This is a genomic window from Chryseobacterium salivictor (assembly GCF_004359195.1).
In the GTDB taxonomy this organism is placed as follows: domain Bacteria; phylum Bacteroidota; class Bacteroidia; order Flavobacteriales; family Weeksellaceae; genus Kaistella; species Kaistella salivictor.
This window is the reverse complement of sequence record NZ_CP037954.1, coordinates 834707-860502: the sequence shown is the minus strand read 5'-3', so window position 1 is coordinate 860502 and position 25796 is coordinate 834707. Positions and strand designations below refer to the sequence as shown.

The 25796-nt window shown below is 38.6% G+C and carries 24 protein-coding genes; 13 read left to right on the top strand and 11 right to left on the bottom strand.

All coding sequences use genetic code 11. The features are described from left to right. Positions 1-42 precede the first annotated feature (42 nt). The 5 genes from NBC122_RS03965 to rsfS form a co-directional block, all read right to left on the bottom strand. Positions 43-696, bottom strand: coding sequence for a phosphatidylserine decarboxylase family protein (locus NBC122_RS03965; protein ID WP_133439135.1), 654 nt, complete (start codon positions 694-696; stop codon positions 43-45). A gap of 1 nt (position 697) precedes the next feature. Continuing rightward, positions 698-1576 carry a phosphatidate cytidylyltransferase gene (locus NBC122_RS03960; protein ID WP_133439134.1) on the bottom strand — a complete coding sequence of 293 codons (879 nt, stop codon included), beginning with the start codon at positions 1574-1576 and terminating at the stop codon, positions 698-700. 61 nt (positions 1577-1637) lie between these two features. After that, positions 1638-2219 carry an LUD domain-containing protein gene (locus tag NBC122_RS03955; RefSeq protein WP_133439133.1) on the bottom strand — a complete coding sequence of 194 codons (582 nt, stop codon included), beginning with the start codon at positions 2217-2219 and terminating at the stop codon, positions 1638-1640. A gap of 115 nt (positions 2220-2334) precedes the next feature. Then, complete coding sequence (gene ftsH, locus NBC122_RS03950) at positions 2335-4332, bottom strand: ATP-dependent zinc metalloprotease FtsH (protein WP_133439132.1); 1998 nt, start codon at positions 4330-4332, stop codon at positions 2335-2337. Between the two features lie 51 nt (positions 4333-4383). Then, positions 4384-4746 carry a ribosome silencing factor gene (gene rsfS, locus NBC122_RS03945; protein ID WP_133439131.1) on the bottom strand — a complete coding sequence of 121 codons (363 nt, stop codon included), beginning with the start codon at positions 4744-4746 and terminating at the stop codon, positions 4384-4386. Positions 4747-4833: 87 nt separating this feature from the next. Between rsfS and NBC122_RS03940 the strand changes: the two genes are divergently transcribed. Further along, on the top strand, positions 4834-5550 hold the full coding sequence (locus NBC122_RS03940) for a biotin--[acetyl-CoA-carboxylase] ligase (protein WP_133439130.1): 717 nt from the start codon (positions 4834-4836) through the stop codon (positions 5548-5550). Here the strand turns inward: NBC122_RS03940 and NBC122_RS03935 are convergent. Genes NBC122_RS03935 through NBC122_RS03920 form a run of 4 tightly spaced genes read right to left on the bottom strand, consistent with a single transcriptional unit; the run spans position 5544 to position 8878 of the window. After that, entirely contained in the window at positions 5544-6638 is a 1095-nt protein-coding gene (locus tag NBC122_RS03935) for an LptF/LptG family permease (RefSeq protein ID WP_133439129.1), read from the bottom strand. The two genes, NBC122_RS03940 and NBC122_RS03935, sit on opposite strands and share 7 nt — an antisense overlap. A gap of 20 nt (positions 6639-6658) precedes the next feature. Beyond that, positions 6659-7795, bottom strand: a complete 1137-nt coding sequence (gene tgt, locus NBC122_RS03930) for a tRNA guanosine(34) transglycosylase Tgt (protein WP_133439128.1) — start codon at positions 7793-7795, stop codon at positions 6659-6661. A 1-nt stretch (position 7796) separates the two neighbouring features. Beyond that, entirely contained in the window at positions 7797-8165 is a 369-nt protein-coding gene (locus NBC122_RS03925) for a DUF4296 domain-containing protein (RefSeq protein ID WP_133439127.1), read from the bottom strand. After that, on the bottom strand, positions 8162-8878 hold the full coding sequence (locus NBC122_RS03920; RefSeq protein WP_133439126.1) for a polyprenol monophosphomannose synthase: 717 nt from the start codon (positions 8876-8878) through the stop codon (positions 8162-8164). The genes NBC122_RS03925 and NBC122_RS03920 overlap by 4 nt, the downstream gene beginning before the upstream one ends. A 143-nt stretch (positions 8879-9021) precedes the next feature. Between NBC122_RS03920 and NBC122_RS03915 the strand changes: the two genes are divergently transcribed. The 4 genes from NBC122_RS03915 (at position 9022) to NBC122_RS03900 (ending at position 12937) form a co-directional block, all read left to right on the top strand. Beyond that, on the top strand, positions 9022-9663 hold the full coding sequence (locus NBC122_RS03915) for a DUF4271 domain-containing protein (protein ID WP_246012440.1): 642 nt from the start codon (positions 9022-9024) through the stop codon (positions 9661-9663). 12 nt (positions 9664-9675) lie between these two features. Beyond that, complete coding sequence (locus NBC122_RS03910) at positions 9676-10416, top strand: uroporphyrinogen-III synthase (RefSeq protein WP_133441048.1); 741 nt, start codon at positions 9676-9678, stop codon at positions 10414-10416. Positions 10417-10500: 84 nt separating this feature from the next. Further along, on the top strand, positions 10501-12597 hold the full coding sequence (locus tag NBC122_RS03905) for a S9 family peptidase (protein WP_133439125.1): 2097 nt from the start codon (positions 10501-10503) through the stop codon (positions 12595-12597). Continuing rightward, entirely contained in the window at positions 12587-12937 is a 351-nt protein-coding gene (locus tag NBC122_RS03900) for a hypothetical protein (RefSeq protein ID WP_133439124.1), read from the top strand. Before NBC122_RS03905 ends, NBC122_RS03900 begins: the two co-directional genes overlap by 11 nt. A gap of 27 nt (positions 12938-12964) precedes the next feature. Here the strand turns inward: NBC122_RS03900 and NBC122_RS03895 are convergent, their stop codons facing one another. Then, positions 12965-13459 (bottom strand): SRPBCC family protein, encoded by a 495-nt coding sequence (locus tag NBC122_RS03895; protein ID WP_133439123.1) that lies wholly within the window; start codon positions 13457-13459, stop codon positions 12965-12967. Between the two features lie 187 nt (positions 13460-13646). Between NBC122_RS03895 and NBC122_RS03890 the strand changes: the two genes are divergently transcribed. Together NBC122_RS03890 and NBC122_RS03885 are read left to right on the top strand one after the other, a co-directional pair. Beyond that, entirely contained in the window at positions 13647-15197 is a 1551-nt protein-coding gene (locus tag NBC122_RS03890) for a sensor histidine kinase (RefSeq protein ID WP_133439122.1), read from the top strand. A gap of 77 nt (positions 15198-15274) precedes the next feature. Beyond that, positions 15275-15961, top strand: coding sequence for a response regulator transcription factor (locus NBC122_RS03885; RefSeq protein WP_133439121.1), 687 nt, complete (start codon positions 15275-15277; stop codon positions 15959-15961). Positions 15962-16048: 87 nt separating this feature from the next. On the opposite strand, the gene NBC122_RS03880 is transcribed toward NBC122_RS03885, so the two are convergent. Next, entirely contained in the window at positions 16049-16597 is a 549-nt protein-coding gene (locus tag NBC122_RS03880) for an SPOR domain-containing protein (protein WP_133439120.1), read from the bottom strand. Between the two features lie 186 nt (positions 16598-16783). Between NBC122_RS03880 and NBC122_RS03875 the strand changes: the two genes are divergently transcribed. The 6 genes from NBC122_RS03875 to NBC122_RS03850 are packed head-to-tail and all read left to right on the top strand — an operon-like array spanning position 16784 to position 25248. Further along, positions 16784-18151, top strand: coding sequence for a c-type cytochrome (locus NBC122_RS03875; protein WP_133439119.1), 1368 nt, complete (start codon positions 16784-16786; stop codon positions 18149-18151). A gap of 21 nt (positions 18152-18172) precedes the next feature. Further along, positions 18173-21271: a TAT-variant-translocated molybdopterin oxidoreductase gene (locus tag NBC122_RS03870; protein WP_133439118.1), complete on the top strand. Its 3099-nt coding sequence runs from the start codon at positions 18173-18175 to the stop codon at positions 21269-21271. An 18-nt stretch (positions 21272-21289) separates the two neighbouring features. Further along, a complete protein-coding gene (gene nrfD / locus NBC122_RS03865) occupies positions 21290-22690 on the top strand; it encodes an NrfD/PsrC family molybdoenzyme membrane anchor subunit (protein WP_133439117.1) in 1401 nt (466 codons plus the stop codon). Next, on the top strand, positions 22677-23198 hold the full coding sequence (locus NBC122_RS03860; RefSeq protein ID WP_133439116.1) for a DUF3341 domain-containing protein: 522 nt from the start codon (positions 22677-22679) through the stop codon (positions 23196-23198). Before nrfD ends, NBC122_RS03860 begins: the two co-directional genes overlap by 14 nt. Further along, the gene (locus NBC122_RS03855; protein WP_133439115.1) at positions 23191-23901 is read left to right on the top strand and encodes a c-type cytochrome; all 711 of its coding nucleotides are present in this window, start codon (positions 23191-23193) and stop codon (positions 23899-23901) included. Before NBC122_RS03860 ends, NBC122_RS03855 begins: the two co-directional genes overlap by 8 nt. Positions 23902-23916: 15 nt before the next feature. Further along, the gene (locus NBC122_RS03850; RefSeq protein WP_133439114.1) at positions 23917-25248 is read left to right on the top strand and encodes a quinol:cytochrome C oxidoreductase; all 1332 of its coding nucleotides are present in this window, start codon (positions 23917-23919) and stop codon (positions 25246-25248) included. Positions 25249-25796 lie beyond the last annotated feature (548 nt).

Below are 25796 nucleotides of genomic sequence, written 5' to 3'. Positions count from 1 at the left end.
ATTAAAAATTCCGGGATGGTAGGTTGTATATTTTCTCAGAAATTATTCTTTCATTTTGGCGATAACATCAATTCCCCCTTTTGTTTTGTCGCCGATTTTGCAGGTGATTTCTGTATCGATCGGTAAGAAGATATCCATGCGGGAACCGAATTTGATAAAACCGAATTCGTGACCGGCTTTTGCCTGATCCCCTTCATTACAATAAAATACAATGCGCCTTGCCACATAACCTGCAATCTGGCGGAAAACCACTGTATGATTGGTTAAACTTTTTATAGCTATGGTTGTTCTCTCGTTTTCTGTGGAGGATTTTTCATGCCAGGCGACTAAGTATTTTCCGGGATGGTATTTCTTATAAATAACCTCACCAGAAACGGGGTAGCGGCAAATATGAACATTCAAAGGTGACATAAAAATCGAGATCTGGATGGCTTTTCCTTGGATGAATTCATCTTCATCCACTTCCTTGATCATCACAACTTTCCCGTCCACCGGAGCGATTACGTTTTCTTTGTGATTCAGGATATCCCGATGGGGAACGCGGAAAAACCAGAAGATCAATCCATAAATAATCAGTAAAGGAATGATGATGGCCAAACTCCACATCTCTAAGAAATAAATTGACAGTAAACCAATGACTGCAAAAAGTAGACTCGCTACGATTATGGTTCCTTTGGATTCTTTGTGTAGTTTCATGTTATATTAATTTTTCTAAAATAAAGTACAAATATACGACAGGTACGCAGATAATAAAACTGTCTAACCGATCTAAAATACCGCCGTGTCCCGGAATGACATTTCCGGAATCTTTAACGCCGAAAGTTCGCTTTAACTGGCTTTCGACCAAATCGCCTAAAGGACCAAAAACGGAAACTAAAAATCCAACGATGATATAATTCCCTCTTAAATCAGGGTAGTTTAATTCGATAAAATAGCCAAGAATGATGGTGAAGAAAACGCCGCCAGCGAATCCTTCCCAGGTTTTTTTAGGTGAAATTTTCGGAGCCATTTTATGTTTTCCCAAAAATTTTCCTGTGAAATAGGCAAATGAATCACTGCTCCAAATTAAAACGAACAGGAAAAACACTTCTAAAGTAAAGGTGTGTTCTATGGTAGAAAACTTGGGTAAACCTAGCGCAAATCCGAACGGAAGTGCAGTGTAGATAACGGTAAAAATAAGTTTCCCGCTGTCATAATAAAGTTCTTTAGGAAAACGAAACAAGGTTACTACCGCAATGATTATCAGTACAATGGCCAAAATTTCGGATAAATTAAAATTGAAATAAAAACCGTGATTGAAATACCTTTTGGAAAATAACTGATAAAACACAAAAAGAATCAACGGGAAAACCACCCATTTTTCCCAGCCTTTCGGATCGAACTTCATCATCCTCACGCATTCCCATGCGCCCATGAAAAGGAAAAAAGTGATTAAGCCGTAATAAAGATTTTGTTGCTGAACAAGACCCGGCGAGAAACCATTAATGAATTCTGCCCCCAATGAGGTAGTACAGAGAACAACGACCAAACCGTATAGAAGACCACCGAAAAGTCGCAGCACTAAATTTTTATCCAAAATTGATATGATTAAATATTGATGAAAATATGCATTGTAAAAGATCCTTTATCCGAAGAGCTTAATCTTCGAGCAAAAGTAAGAAAAGTTTTGTATTGTCTTTGTTCGGAGTGTCTAATTTAGAATTACTTCCACTGATTGAAGTAAGGTTTCTAATATTTCCGTTGCGTTTGATTTTGCTCATCGCGTCATTCAGGTTCGTCACAATTTGGGACACGTTTGCCATGATGATTACTTTTTCCGGTAACCGTGACGAGTGATAATGCAGAATGTTATTGTGCGAAAGCATGATCCGGCCATCATAAGCGATTAAATATTCGCAAGTGATAAAAGCGCAGTCATTAAACAATTCGAGTTCGGTAGTATAAGGGACATTAATTACATCAAGGAAATTTTTTAAATCATTGTCCCAGCAGAAAACAGATTTTACGCTTTCTATTTTGAGAATGTGGTTCAAAGTCTGCAGCGCTTCTGCTTCGTCTGCACAATAGTTGAAAAAACCTCCGGAATGGGTAAATAATTGAGCAAACTTATAGTCGAGGTCAGCGTTTTTCAACTGATCTCCAAGTTTAATCAAATCCTGCTCGTCATCCTCTTCAGGTTGATTCAGTATTTTTCCGACCAATTTTTTAAATAGACTCAATTCCTCTTAATTATGCGATTGTTCTACAAAAATAGAAAATATTTGTTTACTTAATCAATTAAATACAAAAATCCTGATTATTTATATGAATTTAAATAATCAGGATTTAATTTTATTAAAGTTGCGTATTGGATTCCGGTGCGATAACCTCTGCTTCCTCCACTGGAGTTTTCGCCTTGTGGCTATTGGAAACAGGATGTTCAGTTAATTCCGGATCCCATGCTCTGTCGCCGAATACCTCTTCTAAGTCTTCGCGGAAGATTACTTCTTTCTCGAGAAGTTTTGTGGCAAGCGCATCCAGCTTATCTTTATTATCTCTTAAAATTTGCAATGCTCTTTGGTACTGGGTCTCAATGATTTTAGAAATTTCTTCATCAATCATTTTGGCAGTCTGCTCTGAGTAAGGTTTTCCGAAACTGTATTCAGATTGGCCGGTGCTGTCATAGTAGGAGATATTTCCGACTTTCTCATTCAGACCATAAATGGTTACCATTGCCTGTGCCTGCTTGGTTACTCTTTCCAAATCAGAAAGCGCGCCTGTAGAAATATTTCCGAAGATGGTCTGCTCTGCAGCTCTACCACCCAATGTAGCGCACAGTTCATCGTTCATTTGTTCAGTGGTCGTCAATTGCCTTTCATCCGGCAGGTACCAGGCTGCGCCTAATGAACGGCCTCTCGGTACGATGGTGACTTTCAGTAATGGTGCTGCGTGTTCTACCAGCCAGGAAATTGTTGCGTGTCCTGCTTCATGATAAGCGACCCTTCTTTTTTCAGATGGCTTAATCGCTTTGTTTTTCTTTTCCAGTCCACCGATGATTCTGTCAACAGCGTCTAAGAAATCTTGCTTTGTAACGGCTTCGTGTGAATTTCTTGCTGCAATTAGTGCGGCTTCATTACAAAGGTTTGCGATATCGGCACCACTAAATCCGGGAGTTTGTTTTGCTAAAAACTCTCTGTCGATATTGGGTTCCAATTTTATTTTCGCCAAATGCACATCGAAGATTTCTCTTCTTTCGTGTAATTCCGGTAGGTCCACATAAATCGAACGGTCAAAACGACCTGCTCTCATCAATGCTTTATCCAGAATATCGGCTCTGTTGGTTGCCGCCATGATGATTACGTTGGTGTCGGTTCCAAAACCGTCCATTTCGGTAAGCAATTGGTTTAATGTGTTTTCTCTTTCATCATTTCCACCAGTCATGTTTCCTTTTCCTCTGGCTCTACCAATGGCATCAATCTCATCAATAAAAATAATTGCCGGTGATTTCGCTTTTGCCTGAGCAAATAAATCTCTTACTCTGGACGCTCCAACTCCTACAAACATCTCCACAAAATCAGAACCTGAAAGGGAGAAGAAGGGAACTTTCGCTTCCCCTGCAACAGCTTTTGCTAAAAGGGTTTTACCTGTTCCCGGAGGACCGACTAACAATACTCCTTTTGGAATCTTTCCACCTAATTTGGTGTATTTTTCAGAGTTTTTCAAGAAGTCTACCACTTCCTGAACTTCTTCTTTCGCGCCTTCTAAGCCTGCGACATCTTTAAAGGAAACCTGCACTTTATCTTTTTCGTCGAAAAGTTTAGCTTTGGATTTTCCGATGGAGAAAATTTGGCCACCGCCACCGCCGCCACCGCCGCCCATCATTTTGCGGAAAATCACAAAATAGAAAAGCGCCATGATTGCGATCCAGAATATTGCAGTAAACAGTAACTCGGTCATCGGATTTTTGCCAATGCCGTAGTCTTTTTTAGTAACTATCGCGGGGTTATCCTGTTTGATTTTATCAAATTTCTCCAGGAAAAGCTGTAAATCTCCGAAACTGATTGTATAGTCTGGTTTTGGAGAAAAGTCAAATGCCGAAAAAGGACTTCTTTCTTTTGCAACCTGCTTCGAATCTAATGCTTTTTTAGCTGCTGGTGTAAGAAAAACATCAGCCTTTTCGGTATCTTTATAAATGAGTACATTCTGAACTTTCCCCTCTGTCATTAAGGTATAGAACCCTTCTTCGTCTAATGAATTTGCTGAGGAATCCCCATTCATATTCGAAAAGAAAAAGAGTAAAATGGCTATAATCGCGATTGGGAAAAACCAGTTAAATCCTTTATTGTTGTTCATATCTTTTTATAAAAGTTTTGGCGAAAAATTGTTTTCGTCAACTATCAGTAATTAATTTTCGATTTTGGTTATTTTTGCATCTCCCCAGAGTTCCTCTATATCATAGTATTCTCTGGTTTCCCGCTGGAATACATGCACCACGACGGAGACATAATCCAGTAAAACCCACAGTGAGTTTTCACTTCCTTCTACATGCCAAGGGCGATCCTGCAAGTCATTCCGAACCTTTTTTTGGATATTTCCTGAAATAGCTGAAACTTGGGTATTAGAGTTTCCGGTGCAGATGACGAATGTTTGTGCTACCGAATTTTCGATGTTTGATAAGTCGAAGATCATAATGTCTTCCCCTTTTGTATCTTGTATTGCTTCTACAATTTTGTCGATTAGTAGCTGCTTTTCTGTGATTTTGTTCATTAAAAATTTTGTATAATCTGCAAATTTATTGTTTTTTTATTTAAATAGTCTCAAATTTACCAAATCTAACTCTTAAAGTTTTCATAAATGATGTGCTTGTTGTACCTTAAAGAATGTTCTTCCACCCACGATGAAATTGAGAAATTTATTTCTTATGACACTCTTGATATACAAGCCGTTTACACTTTTAATCAAACCAAAGGCAAAGGGCAGTATGGTAATTCCTGGGAATCCGGCCACAATTTAAGTCTTGCTTATTCTGTTGCAGTTCCCGATGAACTCATTAAATTACCCAATCATTTATTCAATTTTCATACCGCTGAAGTATTGGCTGATTTTCTTGCCATTCTGACAAAACATGCCGTTGAAATTAAATGGCCAAATGATATTATCATTAAAAACAAAAAGGTTTCCGGTATTTTAATTGAAAAGAAAATGATGAAAGGGAAACCCTATTTTCTGATCGGATTTGGGCTGAATGTTTTGGAAGAAAACTTTAAACATCTTCCGAAAGCAGGATCACTCCTTACTCAAACGGGAATTCGATTCAATCTTGAAATTTTAACGGAAGCACTTCATGAGTATTTGGTTGAAAATTTGACAAAGGAAGTTTCTGAGGAATCGGTGCTTGAAAAACTGAATGACAGGTTATTCCGAAAGGATTTGATCTCTGTTTTTGAAATGGGTCAATCAAGACAAAATGGCATTATTCGAACGGTCGATAAAGAGGGGTTTCTTTGGGTGGAGTTAGAACATGATGGATTGCAGAAATTCTTTCATAAAGAAATTGCGCTTCTTTACTGATTGGCTCTTTTGAAATAAAGATATAAAGCCAGCGGTCCGAAGATCAAATTGGGCAGCCACATCGCAACCAATGGTGACAGTGTTTTATTGGCTGAAACCACTTTCAGTACTTCAAATGAAAATACAAACACAAAAGCCAGGGCAATTCCTATGGCGAGATTCATTCCCAGTCCTCCGCGTTTTTTCTGGGAGGCAAGTGCCAATCCCAAAACGGTGAGAATAATGACCGAAAATGGCATCGAGGTGCGCTGGTACAGTTCATTCAGATAATTATTCAGATTCGCATTTCCTTTTTCTTTTTCCCGATTGATGAATTTGATTAGTTCCGGCGTTGTTTTGTTTTGGCCTAATAAAACATCAGGGAAAAGTTCTTCCGGTGTCTGCCCGAAATTTTTGGTCATTGAGTTTCCCTGGGCTAATTTTTCGGTGTCGTTTTTAAGGAAAGTTTTTTCAAGATAATTGCTCATTAAGAATTGCTTTTTATCTTTTTCCCAATAGAAATCTGCCGCATTCAGCTGATAAATTAACTTTCTGTTTTTATCGAATTTCTGGTAGAAAAAGCCAGAACCGCGTTTCTCTTTTTTATTGTAACTTTTAATAAAAATATATTCTGTCTTCGAAAGTTGGGTGGCAACTTCAGCATTTCCTGTGAATTCTTCTCGGTTTTTCGCGCTGTAAGTATAAGGTTCTAATTCATTCTTTTTAATGTTGGCTAGTGGTAATATAAAATGATTGATCAGCAAAGCGGCAACCGCAATAACACCTGAGGTTATAAAATAAGGTCGGGCAAACCGGTGAAAACTCGCTCCCGAACTGATGATGGCAACGATTTCTGTATTATTGGCAATCTTAGAAGTAAAGAAAATAACGGAAATAAAAACCAGGATCGACATGAATGTAATGATGAGATTGACAATCCAATAAGGGTAAAAGTCAATCAGGAATTCAGTTACGGTAAATCCGTTTGACTCAATTCTTGGTGCTTTTGCCTGAACGTCGATGACCAAAATAATAATCGTCAATAACCCCAACATGAACCCAAAAGTGCCGAGGTATTTCTTGATGATATAAAGGTCGATTATTTTCATAAATCCGGTGCGTATTTTTTTTAAAGTCTTTGTCTGAGGATAGGATCGATTGAAGTTTTCCATTCATAGAAGTCTCCGGCGATGATGTGCTGGCGCGCAACGCGAACCAGATCTAAATAAAAAGCCAGATTATGAATCGATGCAATTTGTTTTCCCAAATATTCTTTTGCCACAAATAAATGACGGACATACGCTTTCGAATAGTGTGAATCTACATAGCTTGTTCCGAATTCGTCTAAAGGTGAAAAATCACTTTCCCACTTTTTGTTTTTCATGTTCATCACGCCTTGCCAGGTGAATAACATTGCGTTTCGGGCGTTTCTGGTAGGCATTACGCAATCCATCATGTCGATTCCCAAACCAATTGATTCTAAAATATTCCACGGTGTTCCGACGCCCATTAAATATCTCGGTTTTTCTACCGGCAAAATATCGGTGACAATGTCGGTGATTCGGTACATTTCTTCTTCGGGTTCTCCTACAGAAAGTCCGCCAATTGCGTTTCCTACAGCGTTTTGTTCCGAAATAAATTCTGCGGATTTTTTTCTTAAATCAGCGTAAGTGGAGCCTTGTACGATTGGAAAAAGGTGTTGTTTGTGTCCATAAATTTCAGGATTTTCATCCGTCCATTTGATACATCTTTTTAGCCAGCGGTGCGTCATTTCCATTGACTTTTTCGCTAAATTATATTCGCAGGGATAAGGCGTGCATTCATCAAAAGCCATGAAAATATCTGCGCCGATCTGTCGCTGGATTTCCATTGAAATTTCGGGCGAGATAAAATGAGCGCTTCCATCGATATGGGATTTAAATTTCACACCGGCCTCATTTAATTTTCTTGATTTTGATAAAGAAAATACCTGATAGCCGCCAGAATCGGTGAGGATGGGCAATTCCCAGTTCATGAATTTATGCAAACCGCCTGCCTGCTGCATGATGTCCATTTTCGGGCGAAGATTGAGGTGATAGGTATTTCCTAAAATAATCTGCGCTTTGATGTCATCTTTTAGTTCCCGCTGGTGAACGGTTTTTACAGAGGCGACTGTTCCTACCGGCATGAAAATCGGTGTTTCTATCGTGCCGTGGTCTGTAATGATGGTGCCGGCTCTTGCTTTACCGGTCGTGGTATTGTTGATTTCGAAAAATGGGGACTTCATATTATCTTGCAAATGCAGGTAAGTTTTTATTTTCTTTTAATTTCTTTTCGATATAGATTTTCGCGGCAGGATCTTTGTTTAAAACGATATCCTGAGCGTTGTCTACTATTTTTTCTATTTCTCCGGTGGCGGTGTAGTATTTATAGCTTTCAACAAAATCGTTTCCTTTGATTTTCTTTTGTTGAAGCGCATACCGGGTTGCGTTATCTAAATTAACATTTTCTACAACCACAGTCAATTGCTCATTCATTGCAAATTCGGCCAGCAATTCGGCCATGGTGTCTTTGGGTACAAGGTTTTTCGGTTTGTCGATGAGTTCTGAACAAGCCAACATTAAAAATGAAAAAATCACCACTATTCCTTTTCTCATAATTTACCGATCATCGATTTCCACTTTAAATTTAAAACACCGAAAACGGCTTCATGAATAATTCCGCCATTCATCTTGCTTACGCCCAATTCTCTGTTGGTGAATATGATAGGGACTTCTGCGACTTTAAATCCTTTTTTAACCGCACGGAATTTCATTTCAATCTGAAAGCCATAGCCTTTTAATTTGATTTTATCCAGACCTATTTCTTCCAAGACTTTTCGTGAGAAACAAACGAATCCAGCGGTGGTGTCATGAATGGGAATTCCCAAAATCATCCGAACATATTTTGAAGCAAAATAGGAGAGCAGTACTCTTCCCATCGGCCAGTTGACGACATTTACTCCCTTTGAATATCTGGAGCCGATGCTCATGTCCGCATTTTTGCAGGCTTCAAACAGTTTTTTTAAATCAGCTGGATTATGCGAGAAATCGGCATCCATTTCGAAAATGTAATCGTAGTTGTTTTGCAAAGCCCATTTGAATCCATGGATATAAGCTTTTCCCAGACCATCTTTTATTTTTCTTATGATTAAATGGAGTTGGTCGGGATAGGTGCTCTGCAGTTTTTTTACAATATCTGCTGTTCCGTCGGGTGATGAATCATCTACAATCAAGACATGAAAATCCTCCTTCAGCGCAAAAACTGTAGAAATTATATTTTCAATATTTTCCTTCTCATTATAAGTTGGAATGATGACGAGTTTTTTCATCTTAAATTTTAAGGTGCAAAGATAAACTTTTCCGCCGTTATTATTAAAGGCTGATTTAGAGCATCAAGATTAATTCCAAATTAAATAGGCTTAATTTTTCTGAACATCTCCTTTAATATTCTTAATTTTGCAAAAAATTACTTTTGGTAAGAATTGTGCAGCAAAACGATTGGGTGGTATTTATCATCGTCGGTTGTATATTGCTTTATGTTTTCATGCTTTTGTATCTTCACCGTGATTCTTCGGTGAGGGTCTTTTTGATGCAGAAATTCGAGGATTCTTCTAATAATTTTTTGAGCTGGCTGATTATTGGAGTGGTTTTTACGCTTTTGTTTGCTGCGCTGATTTCGAGGTCGGTTCCCATTGTTCCGAAAAAAATCAGTGATATTCATTTCTTTGGATATGAGCTGAACAAGTTTGGCTTCACTCTTTTTTCACTCTCTGCATTTTATGGTCTTAAAAGTACCTTGTCCTATGTTTTTTATGCAGGTACCGGAAGTATGAAAAGATGGGCGCTTTTTCAGTTCACTGCCTCGAAGTTTTATTTTATGCTTTCATTTGTGTTAATGGCTTTGTGTGTTTATCAGTATTTTTATGAAGTAAGTGATTTACAGTTGTTTGATTATTATTTTATAGGTTTTATCGGTGTTTTTATATTTAAAATTTTCTTTTATCTGCTCTCTCCCGGTCATCTGTTACCGGAAAAGTGGTATTATAAATTTTTGTATATTTGCACCCTCCAATTCGCGCCTATTTTGGTTCTATGGAAAGTATTATATCTTTAAGAAATTTTAATGATGAAAATTAAATCTATATTGGTTTCACAGCCCGCACCAAATGAATCTTCTCCATATCTGGAAATTGCCCGAAAGGAAAAAATCAGAATAGATTTCAAGCCTTTTATTCATGTGGAAGGAGTAGATGCGAAAGAACTCAGAACGCAGAAAATTGATCTGTCGCAATATACCGGTATAATTTTTACCAGTAAAAATGCGATCGACCACTATTTCCGTCTTGCCGAAGAAATGCGCTTTGCGGTGCCTGATTCTATGCGGTATATTTGCCAGTCAGAGGCCATTGCCAACTATTTGCAAAAGCATATTGTTTATAGAAAAAGAAAAATTGCGTTTGGTGAGCGGACTTTTGCCGACCTGCTTCCGCTTTTCAAGAAATTCCCGTCTGAGAAATATCTATTGCCGGCTTCAGATATCCTTAGCCCCGACATTCAGAAAGTTTTGGAATCTTCCGGAATTGACTGGACCAAAGCCACCATGTACAAAACAGTAAGCAGTGATCTGAGTGAAACTAATATTGCCGATTACGACATGTTGGTCTTCTTCAGCCGCCAGGGAATCAAATCTTTAGGAGAAAACTTTAAAGATTTTAAACAAGATCAGACAAAAATTGCTGTTTTCGGTGCAACGACAGAGCAGGCAGCAAAAGATGCAGGATTAAGAGTTGATGTAATGGCACCCAGCAAAGAAACGCCATCAATGACCATGGCAATTGAAAAATATATCAGAAATTTGGAGAAATAATTTCTTCGGATTTAAATAACATAATCAAAAAACCGCCTTTTTCTAAGATTAAGTCGGTTTTTTATATTTTAATGAAAACTTTAGATGAGCAATCCTGATTCTATCAATAAAGAACAAATCTCCGAAAGCAGGCTTCCTCCAAAAGCTAAAAAAATACCGAAAACTCTGGAAATCCATAATGACCGGAGAGACGATTCTTATTTTTGGCTGAACGAAAGGGAGAATCCAGAAGTGATGCACTATCTGGAAGAAGAGAATGCATATGCCGATGCGGTAATGAAAGACACCGAAGATTTTCAGCAGCAGCTTTTTGATGAAATGAAAGCCCGGTATAAAAAAGATGATGAATCGCTTCCTTATTTTTTTAATGAATACTGGTATATCGTTCGGTATGAGAAAGGCAAAGAACATCCTTTATTTACCAGAAAATTTCAGACTTTAGAAAATAAAGAAGAATTATTGCTGGATGTGAATATTCTAGCAGAAGGTCAGAAGTTTTTCGAAGTGGGCAGTGTAGCAGTTTCACCGGACAATCAATTAATGAGTTATTCTTCTGACAATATGGGTCGAAGAATTTATACTATTAATTTCAAAAATCTTGAAACTGGCGAAATCCTACAGGATCAGATTCCTAATACGACAGGAAAGGCAGTTTGGGCCAATGATAACAAGCATATTTTCTACATCAGAAAAGATGAGAGTTTGCGTGCCTTCCAGGTTTTTCTGCATCAGTTGGGAACCGATTCTTCACAGGATGTGTTGATTTTTCATGAAGAAGACGACACTTTTGATGTGAATGTTTTTAAAACCAAATCTTTAAAATATATTTTCATTTCCAGTTCGAGCACGATTTCTGATGAGCAGCGTTTTATTCCTGCAGATGATGTCATGGCAGATTGGCAGATTATTCAGCCGAGAATTGATGATCTGGAATATTCGGTAGAACATTTTGAAGATGAGTTTTATATTATTACCAATGCAGATGAAGCGACGAATTTTAAAATTGTAAAAACTAAAGTTGCTCATCCCGGAATTGAAAACTGGGTTGAAGTGATTGCGCATCGGGAAGAAGTTTTGCTGGAAGGTTTCGAGATTTTCAAAAAATATTTGGTTCTGGAGGAAAGGATCGAGGGACTTTTGCAGCTGAAAATTATCGACACCCAAAATAATGATTTCCATTATCTGCCTTTTTCAGATCCTACTTATACGGCTTATATTGGGTTAAATTTGGAATTCGATACCGAGAAACTTCGTTTTGGTTATACCTCTTTAACTCAGCCAAGTTCTACTTTCGAATACGATATGAAAGAAAAAACCACCAAACTCCTGAAACAGCAGGAAGTATTGGGCGGTGATTTTTTACCGGAAAATTATATTTCAGAAAGAATTTGGGCGCCTGCCAGAGATGGAAAAAAAGTTCCGATTTCTGTGGTTTATCATAAAGACACCGTGAAATCTGCAGAAACTCCCTTATTGCTTTACGGCTACGGAAGTTATGGGCTTACCATCGATGCCAGTTTTTCTAATGTACGGCTTTCACTTCTGAACCGTGGTTTTATCTATGCGATTGCCCACATCCGAGGCGGAGAATATATGGGCAGAGAATGGTATGAAGACGGAAAAATGCTTCAAAAGAAAAATACATTTTATGATTTCATCGATGCTGCAAAGTTTCTGGTGGAAGAACATTACACTTCCCCAAAACATCTTTATGCGATGGGTGGCAGTGCGGGCGGACTTTTAATGGGTGCAGTGATCAATATGGAGCCGGAACTTTTCAACGGAATTGTGGCGCAGGTACCTTTTGTGGATGTGGTAACCACCATGTTAGACGAAACAATTCCTTTGACCACCGGCGAATTTGATGAATGGGGAAATCCGACAGAGAAGGAATATTACCATTATATGAAATCGTATTCTCCTTATGATAATATTGAGGCCAAGAAATATCCCCATATTTTGATCACAACGGGTCTGCACGATTCACAGGTTCAGTATTGGGAACCTGCAAAATGGACGGCCAGACTTCGGGAACTGAAAACCGATGACAATATGCTGGTTTTCAAAACCGATATGAGTTCCGGTCACGGCGGAGCCAGCGGAAGGTTTGAATCTTTAAAAGAAGATGCTTTTGAATATGCGTTTTTAATGAAATTAGAAAATAAAATTGATGGAAAGTAAATCAGAAAGCCAGCTATGGGCAGAAGTCGAAGAGTTTTTCGTAAAAACCTTCGATACCGATAAACATCCGCAGATCGACACGATTTTATTTTTGATCGGGGTGCAGGAATTAGGCAGCGGCCAACAGAAATATACGAAAGATGATAAACTGAATATTCTGCATATCGCAGTTTGCCGTTTACTCGAACCTTTTGGATATTACAAATTTTCGCATTACGACGATGACGGATATCCGCATTTCGATGAAGTGACTGCTCTCCCGGAGCTGAAACCGAATGAGCAGCAGATTCTCATGAAGAAAGCGATTATTCAATATTTTATTGATGAAGAACTTTTTTAAAACAAATAAAAGACTGGTTTTTTGAAATCAGTCTTTTTTATTCAGTAAATCTTCCAGCTGATGAAGTCCCATTTTGAAACCGTCTTCAAAGCCCATTTCTAAAAGGGTTGCCATGTCTTCCGTTGTTTTAAAATGAATGTTTACCGTTAATTTCGTTCCTTCTTCCACGCCGGTGAAGCCGATTAACCAATTGCTTGGCGCGAATTTGCTGTCTAGAGATCCGTTTTCATCAGTAAAAAACGCAGAATAGTCGAAACAGCGGTGGAAATTTATTTCATGAAACTGCACTCCGCTGAAACTTTTCTCATTTTCCGGACCGATCATCGTGTAATTCCAAATTCCTTCCGGCTGAAAATTCATTTTCAAAGTTTTGCATTTCCAGGGTTTTGGCGCCCACCATTGATCAAGTAATTCGGCCTGCGTAAAGTGATTCCAGACTTTATCAACGGAAGTGTGAAAAATCGTCATGATATAAATGGAAGCAGAATTGTCATCTTTATTAAAAATTATTTTCGTTTTCATTATTTGATTTTTATCAAATATATCGTTTTTTAATAGAAAAGCCGTGAAATGGAATAAAAAACAGAGGATTCAGTATATTTTGTTAAATAAAAGTGTTTTGTGAAATTAAACACAATATTTTGGCCTTTCTTTTGTTATTATATTCTTAAAATGACTAATTTTAACAATTCATTTTTAAAAAGAAATAATGAACAATAAGTTTATTCCGTTCATATCTGTATTGATGACCATTTCGATGATCGTCTTCGTCACTTTGCAATTGTATTGGATCAAGGAATTATACAGCGCGCTCAATCAGGATTTTTCCAATAAGGTATATTCTTCTTTGGAATCTTCTGCCTTAAAAGTTTCGCAGCTTGAAGTAGATAAATATCTGAACCAGGATTTTAAAAATTTCGGTAAAAATGTTGTTGACAGCAGCAATCAGCCTACCCAAACCTATATTCAGCAGAACTCTGATTCTGCCAATACGTCAACTCTTACGTTTCAGAAAAGCATTGTAGAAAATCAAAACTTTCCCATTTCGCAGAAAGGCGACAGTTTGAAATTGACGAAACTGTACACCGATGAAGGGATTCTGAAAATCAATAAAGGGCCGAACAGCTCAGAGCCGCTCACGGCGCAGATGAGCAAGGATATTAATAATAATACGTACGCTTTACGGGAATTTGCAAAACTGAGTGCCTCGAATCTGCCGATTGATAAAAGGGTTGATGCAAAAACCTTAGACTCTGTTTTGGCCAAAGAGTTGAAATTAAATGGTCTCGATACGAGTTTTGGATTTGCGGTGATGGATCGAAACAATAAAATGACAAAAGTTGTCAATGCTACTTTCGCTGATCAAAAAGAAAAAAACAATTATACCTATCCACTTTTTACCGATAGTAAGGAAAGGCCCTTATACACTTTGGCAGTAGTTTTCCCGCGGAAAGACTATTCCCTGGCGAAAAATAATTTACCCATGCTGTTGGGGACCTTTATGTCTTTGCTGACGATTTTGGGGATTTATATTATCTCTATTAATTATATGATGCGTCAGAAAAAAATTGCAGATATCAAAACTGACTTTATTAATAATATGTCGCATGAGTTCAAAACTCCTTTGGCAACAATCTCTGTGGCGACTGATTCTTTGGCGAACGATAAAATTGCGACCAATCCCGATAAAGTAAAATACTATTCCGGTCTGATCAAGCAGGAAAATCTGCGGATGAAAAAGCAGGTCGAGAACGTTTTGAATATGTCGAAACTGGAACGGAATGAAGTCAATTTATTTTTAAAGGAGACTGATGTCCGGGCCTTAATCAAGAGAACAACAGAGTCTTTTGGTTTGATCGTGGCTCAGAGACACGGAACCTTAACCCAGGAATTTAATGCCGAACGGTACAAGTTCAGAATTGATGAGTTTCATATCTCCAATGCGCTGGTCAATTTATTAGATAATGCCAATAAATATTCGCCTGATGCTCCTGAGATTAAAGTAATGACCAGAAATGAGGGCAACTGGTACGTGATTGAAATTTCTGATAAAGGAATGGGAATGGAAACGGAGAATAAGTTGCGGATTTTCGAAAAATTCTTTCGGGAAGAAACCGGCAATATTCATAATGTGAAAGGGCAGGGGCTTGGCCTCTCCTACGTGAAAAAAATAGTGGAATTACACAAAGGCCTTGTTATCGTAGATTCTCAAAAAGATAAGGGAAGTACCTTTACGATAAAACTGCCGATGAATGTTTAAAATACATATAAACTCAGCAGGATATTCTTAAAAAAAAAATTGAGGTGAGAACCTTAGAACAGTAAATACAAAAAATTATGAGCAACAGAATCTTATTAGTAGAAGACGACCAAAGTTTTGGTGCGGTTTTAAAAGATTATTTATCGATAAATAATTTTGAAGTAACCTTGGCTACAGATGGCGAACAGGGTCTAAAGGAATTTACGGAAAACGAATTCGATATTTGTATTTTCGATGTGATGATGCCGAAGAAAGATGGATTTAGTTTGGCAGAAGATGTCAAAAGAATCGATAAAAACATACCGATTATTTTCCTTACCGCAAGAAATATGCGTGAAGATATTTTGAAAGGATATCAGTTGGGCGCTGATGATTATATCACGAAGCCATTTGATACGGAGCTTTTATTATATAAAATCAAAGCGATTCTGCAGAGAAGTGCTACGACAGAAAATGATGAGCAGGAACAGTTTAAGATCAGTAATATTTTCTTCGATTCGATGTTGCGTCAGTTAAGAGTGAATGATAACGAGTACAAGCTTTCACCAAAAGAAAATGAACTGCTGAAATTGCTGTGTCAGCACAGAAACGATTTTATGCCGAGAGATTTGGCTTTAAGAAAGATCTGGAAGAAAGAAAATTATTTCACCGCCAGAAGTATGGATGTTTATATTGCCAAACTTAGGAAGTTGCTGAAAGAAGACGATGGTTTGGAAATCATCAACGTACACGGAGAAGGATTCCGTTTGTTGGTAAAGAACTAAATGCAAACAACGGACTGGTGTGAAAACCTTTCCGCATAAAAAAGCCGCTTTCCATATTGGAGGCGGCTTTTATTTATTATAATAATGTTATTTTGCTTCTACACAGAAAACGCGGTATTGAACCGCCACTGCGTCTTTGAAAAACTTTTTGATCTGTGCTAAATCACCGGCGGCACTTTGTCTGGTGAAATAACTTCCGGCCAGTACCTTATAGTTTGGTCGTAAAGAAGCATCTGTTTCCACTTTCATATTCGGGAATCTTCTTCTGAAAAACATTCCGACTTCTCTGGCTTCTTCATTGCTTTTCACGACTGCGAGTTGAATTTTGAAACCCATGATTCTCGGATTTTTACGGCAAATTTCTGCGTTGGTAAGTTCCTTTTCGGGTACCGTTATTTTAGGAATTGTTGTTTTTCCAGAATTATCGGAATATTCGTTTTCCGAATTTGTCGGGGATGCGCTTGTATTGGTGGTGCACTTATCTTCAACACTTCGCAATAAATCACTTACTTTTTGGTCCATCATGATGGAAAGGGGGGTTCCGGAGATGGTATCTTTGGTCACAACTTGCTGTGCTTCAAAGATGTTTGAGGACAATAAGGTAAAGAGCGCAATTATTTTAAAAAATGATTTCATTAAATATTATTTTCAGCAAATTTAAAACAAATAAAAATTATACCAACATTTGTTATTTAGAAGCATTACAAATTAGGCAAAATGACATAATGGCAATTACAACGGCTGTTAAATTTATCTTAAAAACCTTATTTTTGCCAAGTTGAAAGTAAACTCAATATAATTTACTAACCCAAGATTTTATAAATGATTAGTTGGAGAAAGCATTACAAAAGAGGTCTCATCGCAATAGGTCTATTGCTGTCGACCAGTGCTTCTATTTACGCTCAAGGAGATGCTAAGAATGGTGAAAAGCTTTTTAAAGCAAATTGTACCGCCTGTCACGCACTGGATAAACAGCTTGTTGGTCCGGCTTTAGGAGGCATAGTAGACTTGATTAAAAAGGAGCAGAATTTAGACACTGATTGGCTTCATAAGTGGATTAAAGACAATAAAGCTTTAAGAGCATCAGGCGATAAGTACGCAAACGAAATTTTCGAAAAATTCAATAAAACTGAAATGACAGCATTTCCTAATCTAACGGATCAGGAAATTGATGATATTTTAGCGTATACTTCAAATCCACCGGCGCCGGAACCTGCAGCAGAAGCAACTGGAGCAGGAGCGGCAGATACCAATTCGGTTGCTGCTTTAGAGGCGGCAAAAATGCAGTCGATGAATTCAAAAATTATTCTGCTTTCCCTTTTGGCGATTGGCGGTCTTTTGATTTGGCTGCTTTTGAAATTAAAGCAATTGGTTAAGCTGCAGCAAACAGACGAATTAACAGGATTGAATGCTACCCGAGCGGTTTCTTTTGGAGATCTCTATAGAAAATATGATTACATCGGTAAAGGAATCTTAGTGCTTTTAGGCATATTTGCTGCGTACGGATTGTGGAACTGGTTGATGTGGATTGGGGTTTACAAAGGGTATAAACCGGAACAGCCGATTTATTTCTCTCACAAAATCCATGCAGGTGAAAACAAAATCGACTGTCAGCTTTGTCATTCTTCAGCGAAATACGGTAAGGTTTCCGAAATTCCATCTATGAATGTGTGTATGAACTGTCACCGAACGATTTCCGAATATAACGGGAAGTATATGGAGCCAGGAAAAGACAAAGCGTTCTATGACGGTGAAATACAGAAGATATATGCTGCCACCGGATGGGATCCTTCTTCGCAGAAATATACGGGTAAAACACAACCTGTAGAATGGACGAGAATTCACAATATGCCGGATTTTGTTTACTTTAACCACGCACAGCACGTTGTGGCAGGAGAACAGGCCATTCTTAATTCTTACAATCAGAAAAACCCTAATGCGAAAATCGATGTCGTTTGTAAAGCTTGTCACGGACAGGTGGATACCATGAATGTGGTACAAATGGCCAATGATTTCACGATGGGCTGGTGTATCGAATGTCACAGAACTACTGAGGTAGATATGAACAATGGTTATAATAAAGAGTACTTCAAAAATCTACATGACAAACTGAAAAAACAGTATGGGTCAGGTGCGAAAATCACTGTAGATGCAATTGGAGGTCTTGAGTGTGGTAAATGTCATTATTAATAACAAAAATTAGAAGTATCAATGGCTTCAAATAAAATACAATTCAGAAGTATTCAAGAACTGAAGGACCCGAGCTTAAACGGTAAGTTGGCTCGAAAAGAATTTCAGACTGAAATTCCGGTGGGTGAAAAGCCGGACGGAAATCAATCAACTGAATCAGGACCTTCAAGACGGGATTTCTTAAAACTTTTAGGATTTTCTACGGCGGCGGTAACATTAGCAGCTTGTGAAGCGCCGGTAATCAAAACAATTCCTTATGTGGTAAAGCCACACGAAATTATTCCGGGGGTTCCTAACTATTATGCCTCCACTTATTTCGACGGTTTCGATTTTGCAAGTGTTTTAGTTAAAACCAGAGAAGGCCGGCCAATTAAAATTGAACCGAATCCGTCTGCAAAAGATTTAGGTAAAACAAGTGCAAGAGCTCAGGCTGCAGTTCTTTCATTATATGATAACGATAAAGTTAAACAGCCAAAACTAGACGGGCAAGATGAAACTTTCGATAAAGTAGACGGTTTTGTTTTAAAAGGTTTAACTGAGGCGCAAGCTGGAGGAAAGAAAATCGTTGTTTTATCGCATTCATTCCCTTCACCGACTTTCAAAAAGTTATTTGGTGATTTCAAAGCAAAATATCCAACAGCAGAACTCGTAACGTACGACGCGATTCCACACAGTGCGGCTTTAGATGCAGCGCAGGAAGTATTCGGGCAGAGATCTTTGCCGGTATATGATTTATCGAAAACCCAATTGGTGGTTTCTTTCCAGGCTGATTTCTTAGGGGAATTTAACGGAGGTTCTTTAGAAACTTCTTACGCCGCAGCAAGAAAACCAGGTCCGGATATGTTGAGACACATTCAGGTAGAATCCAACATGACTTTGACCGGAGCCAATGCTGATACAAGAGTTAGACTTAAGCCTAGTGCTGTAAATAAAGTTTTAGTAGAAGTTTATAACGGACTTAACGGAGGAAGCGTAAGCAAAGAAGCAGGCGAGATTGTAAAAGAATTACAGGCAAAAGGAAGCAACGCTGTTGTTTTCGCTGACGGTTCTAAAGCAGCTCATGTTTTAGCCAATTTAATTAATCAGAAATTAGCCTCCAATGCTTTCACCGGAAAAGCGAACTTCTTAAAAGAGTTTGACGGTGCAAGATATCAGGAGTTTTTAGGATGGATGAATTCGGGACAGGTCGGTGTATTGATCGCCAATAATGTCAACCCGATTTATTCTAATAATAAAGGTGAAGAATTCAGAAAATCTCTGGAAAAAGTACCTTATGTTATCGCAGTAGCAGATAAGAAAAACGAAATGTATAAGGCAGCGAAAGCTGTTATTCCGGTGGCGAACTGGTTAGAAAGCTGGGGAGATATGGCGCCGCAAACTGGTGTTTATACTTTGATGCAGCCGACCATTCAAAAGATATTTAAATCAAGACAGATTGAAGAATCGCTGTTGGTTTGGATGAATGGAAAAGACAGCCCGAACAATAATTATTATGATTATCTGAAAGCAAATGCTGCTACTTTAATTGGTGGTACTCCTTTCAATAAAGCGCTTTATAGCGGAGTTGTCGATGGCGGCAATACGACTACGCTTTCATATGCCGGCGGAGATGCTGCAAAGGCCATTTCTGAATTGACAGGTTTCAAAGCCTCTGATCTGGAATTGGTATTGTACACCAAAACAGCCATAGGAGACGGAACTCAGGCGAATAATCCATGGTTACAGGAATTGCCAGACCCGATTACCCGAATGACCTGGGATAATTATTTAACCATTTCGCCAAAAGACGCTGCAAGATTAGGAATCAAAAATGATCTGAACGGAAGAATGCAGTTGGATGGTTCGGTAGTTAACCTTACGGTGAACGGTGTTAGTATTAAAGATGTTCCTGTATATATCCAACCAGGTCAGGCTGATGGAGCAGTAGGACTGGCATTAGGATACGGTAAAAAGAATTCAGGAAAAGTTGCCGAAACCGGTGTGAATGCTTATCCTATTTTTGACGGTTCAAACTTAATTTTATCAGATGTTAAAATTGAGAACACTGGCAAAGAGCACGAATTTGCAGGAATGCAGTTGCAAAATACCCTGATGGGTCGTTATGAAATCGCGAGAGAAGTTCTTTTGGATACTTTCTTAAACGTAAAATTTGATGACGAAAAACTAGGATGGAACAAACCGTTGGAATATCATACAATCGGAGGAGAAGCTACGGCTGCAGGAAAAATTGACCTTTGGGATGCATTTGATGATACCGATGGGCCTCACTTTAACTTATCAGTCGACTTAAACTCTTGTACGGGTTGTGGTGCATGTATTATCGCCTGTCAGGCAGAAAATAACGTACCTGTCGTTGGTAAAGATGAAGTAAGAATGTCGAGAGATATGTTCTGGTTAAGAATTGACCGGTATTATACTACAGATATTCCCGCTCATATTGATTTAAATAAAGACGGTAAACTTTCTCAGGAAGAAGCTGTTACGGCAGATCTAAATGTACCTGGAATGTATGGTCATTTCCTGGATAAAGAAAGTGGAATATTAAACCATCCTGCGACGAATCCAGATGTGATTTTCCAGCCGGTAATGTGTCAGCACTGTAACCATGCTCCATGTGAAACGGTATGTCCTGTGGCAGCAACTTCCCACGGTAAGCAGGGGCAGAATCAAATGGCTTATAACAGATGTATCGGTACCAGGTATTGTGCCAACAACTGTCCTTATAAAGTAAGAAGATTCAACTGGTTTACTTATAACCTTAACGATAAATTCGACTTTAACCAAAATAATGATCTTGGCAGAATGGTCTTGAATCCTGATGTTGTAACAAGAACGAGAGGGGTTATGGAAAAATGTTCGATGTGTATTCAAATGACACAGAATGTTATTCTGGAAGCTAAGAAAGAAGGAAGAGTCATCAGAGATGGGGAATTCTCTACCGCTTGTGTGGATGCATGTTCTACAGGGGCAATGAAATTTGGTGATATGAATGATAAGAGTTCTGAAGTAAGAGCGCTTTTCGGCACCAACAGAAGATATACTTTGCTGGAGGAAATTGGTACAAAACCAAACGTATTCTACCATACCAAAGTGAGAAATAGAAAAGAAAATATTGTTTAAATAATAAATAGGTAAAAAATGTCAGGACATTACGAAGCTCCGATAAGGGAACCTTTAATAATTGGTCACAAGACTTATCATGATATCTCAAACGATATCGCGCGACCTATAGAAGAAAGAGCAGGAAAACTATGGTGGGTTTCTTTCTGGATCGCACTTGCTCTATTCATCTATGGATTCGGCTGTATCGCGTACACCATCGGTACCGGTATTGGTGCCTGGGGTCTTAACAGAACTAACAACTGGGGTTGGGATATCACCAATTTCGTTTGGTGGGTAGGGATCGGTCATGCCGGTACTCTTATTTCTGCGGTACTCTTATTATTTAGACAAAGATGGAGAATGTCTGTTAACCGTTCTGCGGAGGCGATGACTATTTTCGCGGTGGTTCAGGCGGCTATCTTCCCGGTCATTCACATGGGTAGAGTTTGGGTAGGATATTGGGTATTCCCTTTACCGAACCAGTTCGGTTCACTTTGGACCAACTTTAACTCGCCGCTTCTTTGGGACGTATTTGCAATTTCTACGTATTTCTCAGTATCCAGTGTATTCTGGTTCATGGGATTGATTCCGGATTTTGCGATGATCAGAGACCGTGCAAAAACACCCTGGACCAAAAGAATCTATACCTTCCTTTCATTCGGTTGGGGTGGAAAAGCAAAACACTGGCAGCGATTTGAAGAATTATCTTTGGTTTTGGCAGGTTTGGCAACACCACTAGTATTCTCGGTACACACCACGGTATCTTTTGACTTTGCTACTTCGGTAATTAAAGGATGGCACTCCACTATTTATCCGCCGTACTTCGTTGCAGGAGCAATTTTCTCAGGATTTGCAATGGTGCAGACGCTCTTATTGGTCGCAAGAAAAGTGGCTCACCTAGAAGATTATATTACCATGTACCATATCGAAATTATGAACATTGTAATTATCGTAACAGGAGGTATGGTAACGGTAGCTTATGCAACTGAATATTTCATCGCATGGTACTCCGGTTCAAGATATGAAGACTTTACGTATCTATCTCCGGGAGCTGCAACCGGTCCGTACTGGTGGGCATTCTGGGCGTTGATTATTTGTAATCTGGTCGTACCGGCATTATTCTGGTTCAAAAAAGTGAGAACCAATATTATGGCAACTTTTATCATTGCATTAATTATTAATATCGGAATGTGGTTTGAACGATTTGATATTATCGTTATCAACATCGCGAGAGATTACCTGCCAAGTTCCTGGACGATGTTTAAACCGAGCATCATTGATGTAGGGGTTTATTTAGGAACAATTGGTTTCTTCGGAGTACTGTTCTTATTATACGCAAGAACCTTCCCTGTCATTGCGCAGGCTGAACTGAAGACGATCTTGAAAATATCAGGTGAAACCTATAAAGCAAAAGAAGAAGAAGATGAGCACCACTAAAATAATATACGGTATTTATGCCGATGACGATGATTTGTTAGATGGCGTAAAAGCGTTCAATGATAAAGGAATTGCAATAAACGAAGTTTACACGCCGTTTCCTGTACATGGTCTTGACAAAGCTTTAGGTCTTAGAAAAACAAGAATTTCTGATGCTGCTTTTATTTATGCAGTATATGGTCTAACGATTGGGATTCTCGTTACCTGGTATACCATGAATCATGACTGGCCGATGAATATCGGTGGTAAACCCGCTTTTAAATGGGGAACCAATATGCCGGCATTTGTTGTACCGATGTTTGAGTTAATGGTATTCTGTGCGGCGCACATGATGTCCCTTACTTTCCTGGCGAGAAATAAAATGTATCCCGGCTGTCCTCCTCAGAATCCTGATCCGAGAACAACCGATGATAAATTTATGATGGAATTTGTTACCGATAATGTAGATGCAGTAAAACAAATTCTGATTGATACCGGAGTTGAAGAAATAACTGTAAAAGATGCTTAAAATGACAAAGAATATATTTAAAATTACAGCTATCTTAGGATGTGCCGCAATTGCTTTAAGTTCTTGCAGCAAGGGAAATCCACCTTTGGTCTATTTCCCCGACATGTATTTTCCGGTTGCTTATGACCCCCTGATGAAAGCTGACATTGCCTATTCTGACCATGAGAACGAAATTCCGGCATTTGTTAAACAAGGAGGCGGAACGGGCTTAGGACCCGTAGACGGAACAGTAGCACAAAATCCAGAAGGACTTACAGATGCAGCCGCAAATACTGCAATGACTGTGCTTGAATATAATGAAGGATATGATGCTTCTAAATTAATAACAGCTTCTCCACTAGATCCTGCAAATCAGGCAAAAGATTTGGAAAGGGGGAAAGACCTTTTCAACAAGACCTGTTCGGCTTGTCACGGAACCGGCGGTGACGGACAGGGATCGATCGTGCAAAGCGGTGCTTATTCAGGAGTTCCTAAATATGCAGACCGCGAAATTACCATTGGTTCAGTTCATTATGTTTTGACCCACGGCAGAAACTCAATGGGATCTTATGCGGGACAATTAAAACCTGGTGATCAATGGAGAGTCGCTTTGTATATTATGAATGAATTTAAAGGAGGGCTTACTGCTGCTCCAACCCCAGCGGTTGCAAATGCTACCCCAATGGCGAAAACAGCAGAATCTAGTACGAGTCCTAAAAAATAAAAAAGAGTAAAAAAAATGTATAGTTTTTCACCTAAATTAAGATTATATTCAATCGTATTCATTCTCCTGGGAGCAGTTCTTTTTGGAGCAGGTTACTTTATGAACCATGGAGTTGATGATGCCCAGATTGAACATATGATGGAGGCAGTTCACGCCGGCGGAAATAATACTCCTTCCAATTCCAGCGAACTGTTGGGGCCACAAGATCACGCAGCCCATTTGGAGCATGCAACAATGCAGTTTAAAAATCAGCCTTTGGCAGCAGTTCATACGGTTGCAGTTTTTCTTTTTGCTTTAAGTTGCTGTGCATTATTTTTCTACAGTATTCAAAACGCATCGCACGCAGGATGGTCCATTATTATCCTTAGAGTGATGGAAGCGGTAGCATCATTTATCCCTTGGGCAGGTGCAGTTATTATTATTATAATGCTGTTGAACGTCAGTCATATCGGACATCTTTTCCATTGGATGGATCCTGAGTTGACCGATCCGAAAAGCGTTAATTTTGATCCGATTCTTTTTGAAAAGAAGACCTTTTTAAATATTCCTTTTTATGTTGTAAGAACGCTGATCTATGTGTTGGGAGCATCATTCTTTGCCTGGAAACTGAAGTCTCTTTCTAAAAAAGTAGATGAAACAAAAAGCAGAAAAGTATATGCAAGCTACTACAGCTGGAGCGTTGGCTACATTGCATTCTTCGGGTTCGCTTCAGCAGCCTGGGCGTGGGACTGGCTGATGTCTATTGACCCGCACTGGTATTCTACAATGTATATCTGGTATGCGATGGTAAGTGCATTGGCAACGTCGATTGCTGTAATTATGGTGATCAGTGTTTATCTGAAGAAAGCAGGATTTTTGCCTCAGTTCAATGATAACCACCTGCACGATTTAGGAGTTTTCCTTTTTGCATCTACAATGTTATGGACTTATACCTGGTTTGCGCAGTTTATGTTGTATTGGTACGCCAATATTCCTGAAGAAGTAAATTATTTCTACGGTAGATTTGAATATTATTCATGGGCGTTCTGGTCCATCTTATTATTCAATTTTGCAGTTCCTTTAGCGGTAATGGTAAGTTCAAGCATCAAGAGAAATTACACCGTGATGACCACGATGGCAGTAATAGTTATTACCGGACACTGGTTGGTGTATTATAATATGGTAATGCCCGGAACAGTTGGACCTTTCTGGCAAAACATCACCGGTTTATTAACCAATCTTGGGGCTGTATTGTTTGGTTTAGGATCTTTCATCTTTGTTGTAATGACCACCTTGGCTAAACTGAAATTAATTCCGGAAGGAAACCCTTTCTTACACGAATCTAAAATTTACGAATACCCTTTCTAAAGTTCTAATGGTTTTAATCAATAGTAATAATCCTGATAATATTTAATTGTCAGGATTTTTTTTGTGTTATTTTCTGTAAACGAATGGCTTTCGGAATGAGCGCCTGTTTTTGGGTAAATGTAAAGTCAAACCATTGTATTGTACGATAGATCCCAGAATTAATTGATGTAAAAGGTCGAATTCATTTTATGCATATCCGTTTTAAGGATCATGAATATTTTTAATCCTGTCGTGGACGAGGCCAAGATTTCATCTACCAACGGGCTTTTTTCTTGCTTTTTACGGCGTAAAGACTTTACAATTGGCGCCTGTTTAAAAATTATTCAAAAATGAAACTTTCAAAGAATTTTTCTTTTTCCCAACCCTAAAAGGTGGAAAAATTCTCTGAAAATTTCATCAAAATTACTCCCTTTTTTATGCTGAGCGAAGCCGAAGTAAGGGTAGGGGAAATTTTGATGAAATTTAAACAGGCTGTTAGCCAAAGTAGATTTCTTTAAACAGTAATGCTACACGAAGTTGGTAATGCTGTGGAAGTAAGATATCGTTTT

Coding starts and splice junctions, on each gene's coding strand:
- NBC122_RS03890 (WP_133439122.1), top strand. CDS start 13,647: ATGAACAATAAGTTTATTCCGTTCATATCTGTATTGATGACCATTTCG.
- NBC122_RS03965 (WP_133439135.1), bottom strand. CDS start 696: ATGAAACTACACAAAGAATCCAAAGGAACCATAATCGTAGCGAGTCTA.
- nrfD (WP_133439117.1), top strand. CDS start 21,290: ATGTCAGGACATTACGAAGCTCCGATAAGGGAACCTTTAATAATTGGT.
- tgt (WP_133439128.1), bottom strand. CDS start 7,795: ATGAAGTCCCCATTTTTCGAAATCAACAATACCACGACCGGTAAAGCA.
- NBC122_RS03870 (WP_133439118.1), top strand. CDS start 18,173: ATGGCTTCAAATAAAATACAATTCAGAAGTATTCAAGAACTGAAGGAC.
- NBC122_RS03875 (WP_133439119.1), top strand. CDS start 16,784: ATGATTAGTTGGAGAAAGCATTACAAAAGAGGTCTCATCGCAATAGGT.
- NBC122_RS03905 (WP_133439125.1), top strand. CDS start 10,501: ATGAGCAATCCTGATTCTATCAATAAAGAACAAATCTCCGAAAGCAGG.
- NBC122_RS03855 (WP_133439115.1), top strand. CDS start 23,191: ATGCTTAAAATGACAAAGAATATATTTAAAATTACAGCTATCTTAGGA.
- NBC122_RS03885 (WP_133439121.1), top strand. CDS start 15,275: ATGAGCAACAGAATCTTATTAGTAGAAGACGACCAAAGTTTTGGTGCG.
- rsfS (WP_133439131.1), bottom strand. CDS start 4,746: ATGAACAAAATCACAGAAAAGCAGCTACTAATCGACAAAATTGTAGAA.
- NBC122_RS03895 (WP_133439123.1), bottom strand. CDS start 13,459: ATGAAAACGAAAATAATTTTTAATAAAGATGACAATTCTGCTTCCATT.
- NBC122_RS03935 (WP_133439129.1), bottom strand. CDS start 6,638: ATGAAAATAATCGACCTTTATATCATCAAGAAATACCTCGGCACTTTT.
- NBC122_RS03850 (WP_133439114.1), top strand. CDS start 23,917: ATGTATAGTTTTTCACCTAAATTAAGATTATATTCAATCGTATTCATT.
- NBC122_RS03900 (WP_133439124.1), top strand. CDS start 12,587: ATGGAAAGTAAATCAGAAAGCCAGCTATGGGCAGAAGTCGAAGAGTTT.
- NBC122_RS03920 (WP_133439126.1), bottom strand. CDS start 8,878: ATGAAAAAACTCGTCATCATTCCAACTTATAATGAGAAGGAAAATATT.
- NBC122_RS03910 (WP_133441048.1), top strand. CDS start 9,676: ATGAAAATTAAATCTATATTGGTTTCACAGCCCGCACCAAATGAATCT.
- NBC122_RS03925 (WP_133439127.1), bottom strand. CDS start 8,165: ATGAGAAAAGGAATAGTGGTGATTTTTTCATTTTTAATGTTGGCTTGT.
- NBC122_RS03860 (WP_133439116.1), top strand. CDS start 22,677: ATGAGCACCACTAAAATAATATACGGTATTTATGCCGATGACGATGAT.
- NBC122_RS03940 (WP_133439130.1), top strand. CDS start 4,834: ATGATGTGCTTGTTGTACCTTAAAGAATGTTCTTCCACCCACGATGAA.
- NBC122_RS03880 (WP_133439120.1), bottom strand. CDS start 16,597: ATGAAATCATTTTTTAAAATAATTGCGCTCTTTACCTTATTGTCCTCA.
- ftsH (WP_133439132.1), bottom strand. CDS start 4,332: ATGAACAACAATAAAGGATTTAACTGGTTTTTCCCAATCGCGATTATA.